The sequence below is a fragment of the Natronoflexus pectinivorans genome (assembly GCF_004345615.1).
GTDB lineage: Bacteria > Bacteroidota > Bacteroidia > Bacteroidales > Marinilabiliaceae > Natronoflexus > Natronoflexus pectinivorans.
Window position 1 is genome coordinate 1 of sequence record NZ_SLWK01000003.1, and the last position, 12419, is coordinate 12419.

10 protein-coding genes are annotated in these 12419 nt (G+C 37.8%); 4 read left to right on the forward strand and 6 right to left on the reverse strand.

Translation table 11 applies throughout. The features are described from left to right. Positions 1-152: 152 nt before the first annotated feature. The 4 genes from EV194_RS05295 to EV194_RS05310 form a co-directional block, all read right to left on the reverse strand. Positions 153-3230 carry an ATP-binding cassette domain-containing protein gene (locus EV194_RS05295; RefSeq protein WP_132432846.1) on the reverse strand — a complete coding sequence of 1026 codons (3078 nt, stop codon included), beginning with the start codon at positions 3228-3230 and terminating at the stop codon, positions 153-155. Between the two features lie 47 nt (positions 3231-3277). Further along, positions 3278-3709 (reverse strand): hypothetical protein, encoded by a 432-nt coding sequence (locus tag EV194_RS05300; RefSeq protein WP_132432848.1) that lies wholly within the window; start codon positions 3707-3709, stop codon positions 3278-3280. A 130-nt stretch (positions 3710-3839) separates the two neighbouring features. After that, positions 3840-4400, reverse strand: coding sequence for a PepSY-associated TM helix domain-containing protein (locus EV194_RS05305; protein WP_132432850.1), 561 nt, complete (start codon positions 4398-4400; stop codon positions 3840-3842). A 116-nt stretch (positions 4401-4516) separates the two neighbouring features. Continuing rightward, entirely contained in the window at positions 4517-4993 is a 477-nt protein-coding gene (locus tag EV194_RS05310; protein WP_132432852.1) for a hypothetical protein, read from the reverse strand. 263 nt (positions 4994-5256) lie between these two features. On the opposite strand from EV194_RS05310, the gene clpB reads away from it, so the two are divergent. Further along, positions 5257-7830 carry an ATP-dependent chaperone ClpB gene (gene clpB, locus EV194_RS05315; protein WP_132432854.1) on the forward strand — a complete coding sequence of 858 codons (2574 nt, stop codon included), beginning with the start codon at positions 5257-5259 and terminating at the stop codon, positions 7828-7830. Positions 7831-7895: 65 nt separating this feature from the next. Here clpB and EV194_RS05320 read toward each other — a convergent pair whose 3' ends face one another. Continuing rightward, the gene (locus EV194_RS05320; protein WP_132432855.1) at positions 7896-8207 is read right to left on the reverse strand and encodes an STAS domain-containing protein; all 312 of its coding nucleotides are present in this window, start codon (positions 8205-8207) and stop codon (positions 7896-7898) included. Between the two features lie 2 nt (positions 8208-8209). Then, positions 8210-8689, reverse strand: a complete 480-nt coding sequence (locus EV194_RS05325) for an Hpt domain-containing protein (protein WP_132432857.1) — start codon at positions 8687-8689, stop codon at positions 8210-8212. A 229-nt stretch (positions 8690-8918) separates the two neighbouring features. Between EV194_RS05325 and gcvT the strand changes: the two genes are divergently transcribed. The 3 genes from gcvT to EV194_RS05340 all read left to right on the forward strand — a co-directional run bounded on the left by gcvT (position 8919) and on the right by EV194_RS05340 (position 12387). Further along, positions 8919-10001, forward strand: coding sequence for a glycine cleavage system aminomethyltransferase GcvT (gcvT, locus tag EV194_RS05330; protein WP_132432859.1), 1083 nt, complete (start codon positions 8919-8921; stop codon positions 9999-10001). Positions 10002-10267: 266 nt separating this feature from the next. Then, positions 10268-11338 carry a 3-phosphoserine/phosphohydroxythreonine transaminase gene (gene serC / locus EV194_RS05335; RefSeq protein WP_132432861.1) on the forward strand — a complete coding sequence of 357 codons (1071 nt, stop codon included), beginning with the start codon at positions 10268-10270 and terminating at the stop codon, positions 11336-11338. A 125-nt stretch (positions 11339-11463) separates the two neighbouring features. Next, the gene (locus tag EV194_RS05340; protein WP_132432863.1) at positions 11464-12387 is read left to right on the forward strand and encodes a 3-phosphoglycerate dehydrogenase; all 924 of its coding nucleotides are present in this window, start codon (positions 11464-11466) and stop codon (positions 12385-12387) included. Positions 12388-12419: the final 32 nt, after the last annotated feature.

Sequence of the window (12419 nt, forward strand, 5' to 3'; positions counted from 1 at the left end):
TACTGGGACACCCAAAATAGCAACTAAAAAACATCTATTATGTTGACTGCATGTGTTTTAGTGTTTTTGTTCGAAAAAAAGTGCGGAACTCAGGAGGAATAACTAATTGATATTTATATAAAACCATGCAACGTATGTTGCATGGTTTTCTTTTAACCCTTAAAGTCAGATTTTTTAGTAATCTTGTTTTTAAATGAGATACTCTTGTTCATTCCTTTTCTAAATAATCCTGCATATAAGAGAATAAACAAAGATATGTTGAAAATCCAGATCACAGCTAAATTAACCCAATAAGTATCAAAGTTTTTGTTACCAATATTTTTGGTTGGTGCTAAAAAGTGTGCCTTAACCAATTGAAATTGAGGATCCATGTAAATTGGATCGAATTTTTGGATCAGCTGATTATCGTATCGTATGACTCGATTTGCAAAAATATCGTTACTTCTACGCACAAATCTTTCAAGATTATCGTTGTGATGTTTGTTTCGCAGATAGGTCAGATATTCGTTACCCTGGTTTTCAATTAATTTGCGGCGACGATCTTCATGAGCTTCATCGGCACGATTATAAAGATTGATATAATAGGTTCTTACTCTGCTAAGAAATTCCTGAATTTCCATAATGAATTCATCATCCAGAGTGGCAGTAAATATTATTGAAGTGTCAAAATAGAGATCCTGGATTTCTCTCTTATTTAATTTGGTAAACTCATTATAGAACAATTTTAATATTTCCTGCTGTTCTTTCTCAGCCACTCTGGGTAGACGATTTGACAGGTTGTTCAATTCCGAGTACCAAAAATCCTTTTTATAGGTTGCCTGACTTTTTAATCTCTCATATACGTAAAACTGTTGCTGATATTCGTTGTTTTTGAATTGATGAACAGCAAGTCCTTCAAACGCCCACCGTGCTGTTATCAGCTCACCATACCATGGAATAGATCGGGTGGAGGATAGCTTTGGATTCAACTGGTCATAACTTACAAAAACGCCACTTAATATAAGTTGCGGAATAATTAAAAAGGGAATCAGAATATAAATGTTTACCGTTTTCTTAAAACTGTCGGAAATATTTAGACCTAGTAAATTAGCAAATACGGCAGATGAAAAAAGCGTCATCCAGTAAGCCATTCCCATATTTTCTATTTGCATAATTGAATTTCCAACCAGAACAAATAAGCCGGTTTGAATGGCTGATAATATGGCCAAAATAAAAACTTTTGAAAAGAGGTAGCTAAGTCGACTCAGATCAAGAAAAGCCTCTCTTTTCAGAATTTTCCTGTCATTAATAATTTCTTCAGCACTTACCGACAGGCCTATGAAAATGGCAATGATCACTGCGATAATTATATATACAGTAAGGTTTGGGTTGTGAAAGAATATATAACTACCCGCGCCATCTGCACCTACGTCAAAATATAGAATCATACTTGCAAGAATAATTGCAAGCATCGGCGATTCAAGCAGATTAATTACCAAATATTGTTTGTTGGCAAGTTTCGAGTATACATCTCTTTTTAAAAATATGAGGAACTGTTTTAGACGGTTTGGAATATGAAAACTTATGTCAGGTAATTCCTCAGGCTTATGCGGTTTCTGCTTTTTTGTTGTTGCCAGTGAATTATTGTATGTCCGGTACCACTCTTCTGCTGTTACTTTTCTTGTATCAGTAGGGTTTCCATATTCATCAAGAACATGGTTGTTGATGATTGTAAGAATTTGCTCAGGACTCACATTACCACATAACGGACATTCGCTCTCGTCCCGGTTGATGTGATTTATACATCCCTTGAAAAAATTAATGGCCTCTACTGCATCTCCGTTGTAAATCAGGTATCCACCTGAATCCAGAACGAGCAACTGGTCAAACATCTTGAAGATGTCTGAAGAGGGTTGGTGTATAACAACAAATATGAGTTTTCCCTTTAGAGCCAATTCCTTTAACAAGTCCATGATGTTTTCGGAGTCTCTTGAAGATAATCCGGAAGTTGGTTCATCCATAAACATCACAGCAGGCTCTCTGATGAGTTCAAGAGCAATATTCAGCCGCTTCCTCTGGCCTCCACTGATTTTTTTATCGAGTGGCGATCCAACTTTCATATCCCTGATTTCGTAAAGACCCAAAGTTTTCAGAAGCGAGAGAACTTTTCTTCTGATGTTTTGAGTTGTCAGATGATCAAAACAGAGCTGTGCATTAAAAAAAAGGTTTTGATATACGGTGAGATCCTCCATTAACAGGTCATCCTGAGAAACGTAGCCAATCAACCCTTTTGTCTTATCTTGATTTTCATGTATGTCCTGTCCATTAATGGTCACTGAACCACTTTGCGGTGTGAAAATCCCCGTTAGAAGATTAATGAGTGTAGTTTTTCCTGCTCCTGAGTCTCCCATTATTCCCACTAAACTACCAGATTCTGAGGTGAAGCTTAATGGATGAAGTCCTGTTTCGCTGCCGGCATATTTAAATAAAATATTGTCAACATCAAATTGCATTGGTTCTTTGTGTCCGGGTTTATAAAACCTGGAGGCAATATCCGTGTATGTTATAGGCGTAATCCGGATATGACGTAATGAACTCCCGGGACGCATAAAGTGGATCTTCTTTGGTTGAATCAGCTGACCGTTTATGGTGAGGTCGCTACCTTTCTGTGATTTGATAATCAGAAGATTTCCAGAGTGGATGTTCAGGATTCTAAGTTCGTTTCTCAGGTGTTCCCTGTAAAGATAGCCTTGCTTACCTTTGTGGCTCTCTTTTCCACTTACAATAAGAACATTGTTTCCCGGAGTTTGGCTTTTAAAATCATCTGTAATAAAAGCAAATATCTCAAGGTATTCATGGGAATTAATATTAAACGTATCGGCAATGGTATTTGCAAACTCAAGTTCGGTCTCTGCAATGCCTTTAATACCTGAATTTAAAAATTCAAGAAGTTGAATAATAACAATGAGTTTCTGATAGTGTGTGAGTTCCTCGTTAATACGAGTGGCTATTCGAAGCACTTTAACCGAACTAGCAGCAAACCTTTTCTTAATCCTGCTTTTTTCCTTTAAGCGTGTTTCCTGTTCAAGGAGAAAATTCTCATAAATGGTAAGATACTCTTCTACTCTTTGATTATTCAACTGTTGCGTGAGATAATCCCTTACTACATTATGACGGTTCTCTTCATTTTGGTTGGGTGAAGATACCAGTGCAAATAACTGCATGAGTGCTTTAAGAATACCTTCGCTCATTTTAAAAATGGTAGATTAGAACCGTGGGGTAAATCGAGGATTGTCGGTTATTCCCTGCTATGTTTAAAACCTATCAGAAGCATGGCCATACCCGATTGAGCAATTTCATTGTTCAACCGGGCTTCAATGATGCATTCCATAGAGCCTTCCATTTGAAAATCCCACATGCCTGTATGTCCAAATTCTGAACTGTTGAATAAAAGGTTTCTGTTTGTATCATAAATTGAAAACTCCATCAATTTCTCTTCAAACGTGCACAAAATAATACGGTATGTGTTCCCGTCAAAAAGTGTGGTTCTGAACTCTGCAACTTCATCGCCTGTTAAAAATGCCTTCATGGAGCGATCTCCTACAATGAAAGGCGGGCGGATATCGGTCATACATTCTTTTACCAGATCTTCCTTCTGTGAATTAATACCTGTTGGTATTAATAACATGGATAGTATAAAAACGAAAAATATAAGATGTTTTTTATTCATCGGTTATGGATTTTTTTCCTTATGTATCCCAAAGTTATTCAAATCATCTTACATTATAAATAGCAAAATCATCTTTTTTTATAAAAGAATCAAAAAGAAGGGTGATTTTATTCATTTGTTTGATGTGTGGTTAATTGTAAAACAATAGAAATAAAACTGGTAATAAAATTCCTGCTATGGTTAACCATGCACCCCGCCGGGTTATTCCATTTTTCCCTTTCAGGATAAAAAGTCCTGTTATGGCAATTAAAATCAATGAGATGGCAAAAATATCTGAAAACCATTTCCACCAGATTCCGGGGTTGTAGTGGAGCAGGTTAACCTGGTAAAACAACGGTCTTTTTCGAATGCTTTCGTAGATTTGAGTCTCTGTTTGAAAGTTTAATGTAAGAGTGCTTTCTCCTTCCAAAAATATTCTGATTTGATGTGGTGCCGGACTAAAATGACTTTTATACTGTTGTCGGATGTTTTGTTCTTTCAGGAAGTTGCGGAAATCCTCATCCGAACCCGTCAGTAAAGTCGAGTCCTCCATCAGCGGACTCTCTTCGTGTGTTATGATGTAATTTGGATTCCAGTCGTTGCGATGGTTCATAGCAATTCCAGATATTCCATAAATAATAACCATACCGAAAAAGAAATATCCAAGATCGCGGTGAATAACCCGATTAACTTTTCTCCAATTTAGCTGCATTATTTGTGAATTGCTTTTGCTCTTTTTGCAAAATCATTTGGTTTTTGCCTTCAGGAATGATCCATCTGTATATGGTTTGTTTTAGAACATTCCCGAAGCCTCGAAGCTCAATCGTTTCAAGAAACGCTTTTAAACTCCTGACACAACATTTCAAGTTGTTGAGCTGAAGCGGCAGCTGAACAGCTGTGACCATCTGCATGGTTGTGTCCACAACCACTTCTCATTACACTAATAACTCCGGTGGCAGATACTTGAGATCCTTCAAGAGATGCCTCAAAATTGGTGATGGATTCGCCAGCCGATATCAATAGAAGATAATCATCATGATCTCCCTTTATAAACATGCGCTTCCCGCTGTGACGACAGGTGTGAATGCAAAGTCCGTTAACTGTAACAAGTTTGCCATTGTATTTTTCTGAATTCTCAAAAAGTTCATCAACGGAGATTTCTGCAACCGGCTCAGCTGGTTTATGATGGTCGCAGCACTTTTGGGGCGTTTCTATGTTTGAAGTTACAGGGGCACTTCCGGGCGTGTTACACGAAACCAGAAATGAAATGAAAATTGTGACGATGAATAAACCGGACTTTTGCATAATGTATTTGTTTTGGTTGTATCTTATGAGTTATATGGTGCTAAATTAAATAATTGGGATGTTGTATCCAATATTAATCTGATATTTTAACGAATTAACCTGTCGGAATTCAATAAACGTTAAAGAAGCAAGAATTGTTACAAAATTAGATCAAGTGAAAATTTGGCATTTAAGAATAAGTATTTAATGCCATTTTGGCATTAAATGTTTAGTGGCAATGATTTTGATGCCATCAATTCAGAATATTATTTAAAAAGAACGATATGAATTTGAATCAATTTACCATAAAAGCACAGGAATCTGTTCAGCAAGCTGTTCAAATTGCTGCCGGCTTAAATCACCAGGCAGTGGAAAACGGTCATTTGTTGAAAGGTATTCTGCAAACGGAAGAACAACTTACAAAGTATCTGTTTGGAAAGTTAGGAATTTCAAATGTTTTCCAGATATTGGATAAGATTGTTGAATCTTATCCAAAAGTGAGCGGTGGTGAACCATATCTGGGAAGAGCTGCTTCGGAAGCATTGCAGAGAGCCATCAGTAAAGCAAAGCAAATGGGGGATAAGTTTGCATCCATCGAACACATTCTTATTGGAATTGTTGGAGGAGCCGACTCAGTTGCAAAGATGTTGAAAGATGCAGGTGCAACCGAAATTGGCCTTGAAATGGCTGTACAGGAGCTTAGAAAAGGCAGTAAAGTGGACAGTCAGACAGCAGAAGACACCTATGATGCACTGGGGCGATTTGCCATCAATCTTAACGACAAGGCTCGTTCCGGAAAGTTGGATCCTGTTATAGGCAGGGATGATGAAATTCGCAGGATTCTTCAAATTTTATCCCGAAGAACCAAAAATAATCCGGTTCTGATAGGAGAACCGGGTGTAGGAAAAACAGCCATTGCAGAGGGGTTGGCACATCGCATCATTAATGGCGATGTTCCTGAAAACCTAAAAAGCAAACAAATATTCTCCCTGGATATGGGAGCTTTGGTGGCCGGTGCAAAGTACAAGGGTGAGTTTGAAGAGCGTTTAAAGGCGGTGGTGAAGGAGGTCATTGCAAGTGATGGTGAAGTTGTCCTTTTTATTGATGAGATACACACCCTGGTAGGTGCGGGCAAGAGTGAGGGCGCCATGGATGCTGCAAACATTCTTAAACCTGCATTGGCAAGAGGTGAGTTACGAGCCATTGGGGCAACTACATTAAATGAATATCAGAAATATTTTGAAAAGGATAAGGCTCTGGAACGCAGATTTCAAATTGTGATGGTGGATGAACCGGATGTTTTATCGTCTATTTCCATTCTGAGAGGATTAAAGGAGCGTTATGAGTCTCATCATAAGGTGCGCATCAGGGATGAAGCCATTATTTCGGCTGTGGAATTGTCAAAACGATACATTTCAGACCGGTTTTTGCCAGATAAAGCCATCGATCTAATTGACGAAGCGGCCTCCAAATTGCGATTGGAAATGAATTCAGTTCCGGAAGAAATTGACGAAATTGAAAGGAAAATAAAGCAACTGGAGATTGAACGGGAAGCCATTAAGAGGGAAGGCGATAAGGCCAAATTGGAATCATTATCCTTTGAAATTTCTGAACTAAAGCAAAAGCATTCTTCCCTCATGGCCAGATGGCAGGAGGAGCGGTCGATAATTGAAAAGATTCAGAAATTCAAATCTGACATTGAGACTTATAAATTTGAAGCAGAGAAGGCCGAGAGAGAAGGCCTTTATGAAAAAGTTGCGGAATTAAGATATGGCAGAATTAAAGATGCTGAGCAGAGCATTGAAAAACTAAAGGCCACTCTTTCGGAGAAACAGATGGAGAGTGCCATGATTAAGGAGGAGGTTGACTCGGAAGATGTTGCGCAAGTGGTGAGTCGGTGGACGGGCATTCCTGTCAATAAAATGCTAAAAACCGAACGTCAGAAGTTGTTGGCCATTGAGGAGGAGTTACATAAACGAGTGGTTGGACAAGATGAAGCCATCTCAGCCGTGGCTAATGCCGTGAGGCGAAGCAGGGCAGGTTTACAGGATGCCTGGCGACCCATTGGTTCGTTTATTTTTATGGGTTCCACCGGAGTTGGTAAAACAGAATTGGCTAAAGCCTTGGCCGGATTCTTGTTTGATGATGAGAACCTTATGACTCGAATTGATATGTCTGAATACCAGGAGAGACACTCCGTTTCCCGCTTGGTTGGAGCACCTCCCGGATATGTTGGATATGACGAAGGCGGACAACTCACTGAAGCTGTCCGTAGAAAACCATATTCCGTGGTGTTGCTGGATGAAATTGAAAAGGCGCATCCCGATGTGTTTAATATTTTGCTTCAGGTTTTGGATGATGGCCGTCTGACTGATAACAAAGGGAGGGTTGTGGATTTTAAAAACTCCATTGTTATTATGACTTCCAATCTTGGATCTCATCTGTTGCAAGAGAGCATCGACAATGGACATAGTACCATTGATGATAACGTTCGTGCAAAAATGACCGAGTTGTTGAGACAAACCATTCGTCCGGAGTTCTTAAATCGAATCGACGAAATTATTTTCTTTACTCCTTTAGATAAGGAGCAGGTGAAAGAGATTGTTAAAATGCAGTTTGACGTTTTGGTTGGTATTTTGAAAAATCAGGGTATCAACATTGAAATTACGGAATCGGCCATTGATTGGCTTGTTAAGGCGGGATTTGATCCACACTATGGAGCTCGTCCTGTTCGCAGAGCCATTCAGCACCACGTGCTGAATCATTTATCAAAACTGATTCTTGCAGAATCCGTTCAATCCGATGCATCTATTCTTGTAGATGCCGATGAGAATGGATTGGTATTTAAAAATCAGTAGCACAAAAAAACGGGATGTTGCATTTTAATGCAACATCCCGTTTTAAAAAATATCTAAAATAAAGATTATTCGTTACTGAAGTCGAATACTTTATCGAGTTTCATCAAACTTAGTAAGCTCATTACATCTTTATTAACATTTTGAAGAATAAAAGAGCCATTGTTTTCGCGGGTTGACTTTAAAATGCTTATTAATACCCCAATACCAGTACTATCAATGAACCTGATGTTTTCAAGATCTAATACAATTTTATAATTGTTTTTTGAAAGATGCTCAATTAGTTCATCTTTTACTACTGGTGCTATGGGTGCATTGAGGCGATCTGTGCCTTCTAGCTTACCAACCTGAATATTGTTTTTTGTTTCTGTCTTTAACATGACTATTTCTTTACTAGTACATTTTTTAGCTCCGTGCTTGCAATGTCACACGATCTTCTAAAATTATCTATAATGCTTTTCATGGTTTCCTCAGTTCCATTGGATTTTATCCAATCTTGTTTCTTCTCTGGGTAACCTTTAATATTCAAATATAAATTTTTTATCTCATTTTCCTCTTTTTCTGATAAATCATTTTTCTCTTCAAGTTCTTTAATTCTAAATGATTTTGCTATCAATTCAAGGTTTTTGAGATCTTCGTTACCCAAATTTTCCATTCCCATCGACAGAACCGAAGACTTTGCCTTGTGCGCCAGTGCTGCTAAATCTTTCCAATTCTTCTCTTTAAAATAGGTATCAAAACCATCTTCATACTCCGGTACCTGATCTAGAAAAATATTAATTAATTCAGTTAATATTTCGTTATCCCCATCTGCTATGCTTTCAAGGTATGAAAGATCTATTAATTGGAATTTGGAGGACATAAATCAATAATTTTTGGTGTATCGGGTAATTTATTCTAATTATGCAAATCTAACATATTAGATCAATAATTGGAAATATATTTTTATTTAATGTATTTGATTTTATAATTTTAAGGTGTGAAACTGGTTGTTGTTAAAAGATTTAGTGAAGATTTTTATATAGTCTGATGCTGTAATTTGCTGAATAAAAGGATTTTATATTTAACGATTTAGAAAACTCCGTACAGAAATGCAAAAAACACCTTTATATCAAAAACATATTGATTCCGGGGCAAAAATTGTGCCTTTTGGTGGTTTCTTAATGCCTTTGGAATACACAGGAATTAGAAATGAGCATATGGCCGTTCGAAATACGGCCGGACTCTTCGATGTTTCTCATATGGGAGAAATCTGGGTAAAAGGAAAGGGAGCTAAAGACTTTTTGCAAAGAGTTACCTGTAATGACGTTGAGAAATTACATCCCGGCCAGGCGCAATATACATGCCTGTTGAATAGCGACGCAGGAATAATAGATGATCTGCTTATTTACTGTTATGATCCGGAAAAATATATGCTGGTTGTAAATGCATCCAACATAAATAAAGATTGGGATTGGTTGAAACAGCAGGAGAGGGAGAATTTAGTAATGGAAAATGCCAGTGATAAAATTTCACTGCTTGCTGTTCAGGGACCACAGGCCAAGAAAATTTTGCAAAGATTAACCGATGTTGATTTGTCATCAATTCCCTACTATTCATTTATAACACACTCTTTGGCAGGCGTTAAAGAGGTGATAATCTCCAATACCGGATATACCGGAGCAGGCGGTTTTGAAATATATGCCTATAATGAGAATGTGGTGCAAATATGGGATGCCATAATGGAGGCAGGTAAACCGGAGAATATTTTGCCGGCAGGACTTGGAGCACGAGATACATTGCGTTTGGAAATGGGGTTTTGTTTGCATGGCAATGATATTGATGAATCAACCACTCCTCTTGAAGCCGGATTAGGCTGGATTACAAAACTTGAAAAAATCAGTGATTTTATCGGTCGTGAGTCCTTAATTAAACAGAAAAATGAAGGAGTCTCCAGACACCTCAGAGCATTCTTAATGGAGGAGAAGGGTATTCCACGCAAAGGCTACCAGATTACCGATTTGCATGACAATGTTATTGGGGAAGTCACTTCAGGAAGCATTTCACCTGTTCTTGATAACGGTATTGGTCTGGGGTACATCCAATCCGGAACCGTTAAAATTGGCGATGAAATCAGAATTTTGATACGGAACAGAACGATCAAGGCAAGAATTGTTAAACCGCCTTTTATTTAAATTGTATTTCTTTTGATATTTTATAAGTAATATATCTGTTTTTCTTTTAATTTTGCATTCGGAAAAGTAATTCTGTTGCAATTTTTACCTGTTGAAAAATAGTGGAAAAAAGATTTTAACTATAATTGATTCAACAGTATGAATAGTTGTAACTTTGTTGATAATATTTTTTCTTTCAATGGTTAATGAACTATTTGAATTACTTCTCAATTGATTGATATTTAGAATATAATAACCGATTCTATACTTAAACAATTTAAATACTCATGAAGAAGCATAATTTTTCAGCCGGACCGTCTATCCTTCCGGAATATACCATTAAAAACACAGCAGAAGCAATTCTAAATTTTGCTGGTACCGGTTTGTCTGTCATGGAGGTTTCTCACCGCGATAAAGAGTTCATGGCTGTTATGGAACAGGCAAATAAATTGTTCAAAGAACTGTTGGATATTCCTTCGGGGTATGAGGTTTTGTTTTTGGGAGGAGGTGCCAGTATGCAGTTTTGCATGGTTCCTTATAACCTGATGAACAAAAAAGCGGCTTACCTGAACACTGGTACCTGGGCTTCAAAAGCCATTAAAGAGGCTCACTTTTTTGGTGAGGTTGTTGAAGTTGCTTCTTCCAAGGATGAGAATTTTAGTTATATCCCAAAGGGTTACGAAATTCCTTCTGATGCCGATTACTTTCACATCACTACCAATAACACCATCTTTGGGACTGAAATTAAAACGGATTTAGATGTGAATGTTCCTTTGGTTGCCGATATGTCTTCGGATATTTTTTCACGACCAATTGATGTTTCTAAATATTCATTGATTTATGGTGGAGCTCAAAAGAATTTGGCACCATCCGGAGTTGCTTTTGTCATTGTGAAGGAGGATGCGTTGGGTAAAGTCGATAGAAAAATTCCTACCATGCTGAATTACAAGACCCACATCGATAACGAATCCATGTTTAATACACCTCCAGTGGTTCCAATATTTTCAGCTTTACAAACCCTTGTTTGGCTTAAAGAGCAAGGTGGAGTTAAAGAGATGGAAAAAAGGAATAACTTGAAAGCAGATATGTTGTATTCAGAAATTGAACGCAACAAGATGTTTAAATCTACGGTAAAAAACATCGAAGATCGATCTGTTATGAATATCTGCTTTGTTATGAATGATGAGTATAAGGATTTGGAGCTTGAATTCCGGGAATTCGCCATTTCCAAAGGAATGGTTGGAATAAAAGGCCATCGTTCTGTTGGAGGATTCAGAGCTTCTTGCTATAATGCTTTACCGGTTGAGAGTGTTAAAGCACTTATTGACGTTATGAAGGAGTTTGAGAAAAAGCATTAATACACGCAAAGGAATAATTCTTTTAGAATTATTCCAGTAAGAGATAAAAGGGGAGCTGGTGGGGATCATTCATTGCTCTCCTTTTAATATTTTAAAATATTTGAGACATAATAAAAACTTAAGATATGAAGAAAGTATTGGTTGCAACAGAGAAACCCTTCTCTCAGATTGCCATAGACGAGATAAAAATTGTATTGGACAGTGCAGGGTTTCAACTCGAATTACTTGAAAAGTATACAGACAAATCACAACTGCTTTCAGCAGTTGCAGATGTGGATGCAATGATTGTTCGCTCAGATAAAGTAACTTCTGAAGTTTTGGATGCTGCGAAGAATTTAAAAATTGTTGTTCGTGCCGGTGCTGGATATGACAACCTGGATTTGGACGCATGCACACAACGTGAGGTGGTTGCCATGAATACCCCGGGTCAGAATTCAAACGCTGTGGCCGAGTTGGTATTTGGAATGATGATTTACGGAATGCGTAAGCAGTTTAGCGGTGGAGTAGGTTCAGAACTGAGAGGGAAATCCATCGGGATTCATGCTTATGGTAATGTTGGATACTATGTAGGGAAGATTGCTCACGGGTTTGATATGAAAGTTTATGGATACGATCCATATGTGAGTGCAGATCGCATGCAGGCTCATGGAGTTGAACCTTTGGCTTCTGTTGAGGAGTTATACAGAACCTGTGAATTTATTTCACTTCACATTCCGGCCAATGATTTTACTAAAAACTCCATTAATAAAGCATTGCTTTCTATGATGCCTCAAGGAGCTGTATTGGTAAATACAGCGCGTAAAGAGGTAATTGACGAGGATGGAATGATTGAATTGATGGATGAGAGACCTGATTTTATGTATTTATCAGACATCTCTCCCGATAAGGCTGAAGAATTCAAAAAGCGATTTCCCGGAAGATATTTTTTCACACCCAAAAAAATGGGAGCACAAACTGAGGAAGCCAATGTGAATGCCGGAGTGGCTGCTGCACGGCAAATTGTGAGTTACCTGACTTCAGGTGACGAAACTTTCAGGGTAAACCGTTAAAAAGCCTTATTCATTTGACTATAAATCTAAAT

Coding starts and splice junctions, on each gene's coding strand:
- clpB (WP_132432854.1), top strand. CDS start 5,257: ATGAATTTGAATCAATTTACCATAAAAGCACAGGAATCTGTTCAGCAA.
- EV194_RS05305 (WP_132432850.1), bottom strand. CDS start 4,400: ATGCAGCTAAATTGGAGAAAAGTTAATCGGGTTATTCACCGCGATCTT.
- EV194_RS05310 (WP_132432852.1), bottom strand. CDS start 4,993: ATGCAAAAGTCCGGTTTATTCATCGTCACAATTTTCATTTCATTTCTG.
- serC (WP_132432861.1), top strand. CDS start 10,268: ATGAAGAAGCATAATTTTTCAGCCGGACCGTCTATCCTTCCGGAATAT.
- gcvT (WP_132432859.1), top strand. CDS start 8,919: ATGCAAAAAACACCTTTATATCAAAAACATATTGATTCCGGGGCAAAA.
- EV194_RS05300 (WP_132432848.1), bottom strand. CDS start 3,709: ATGAATAAAAAACATCTTATATTTTTCGTTTTTATACTATCCATGTTA.
- EV194_RS05340 (WP_132432863.1), top strand. CDS start 11,464: ATGAAGAAAGTATTGGTTGCAACAGAGAAACCCTTCTCTCAGATTGCC.
- EV194_RS05325 (WP_132432857.1), bottom strand. CDS start 8,689: ATGTCCTCCAAATTCCAATTAATAGATCTTTCATACCTTGAAAGCATA.
- EV194_RS05295 (WP_132432846.1), bottom strand. CDS start 3,230: ATGAGCGAAGGTATTCTTAAAGCACTCATGCAGTTATTTGCACTGGTA.
- EV194_RS05320 (WP_132432855.1), bottom strand. CDS start 8,207: ATGTTAAAGACAGAAACAAAAAACAATATTCAGGTTGGTAAGCTAGAA.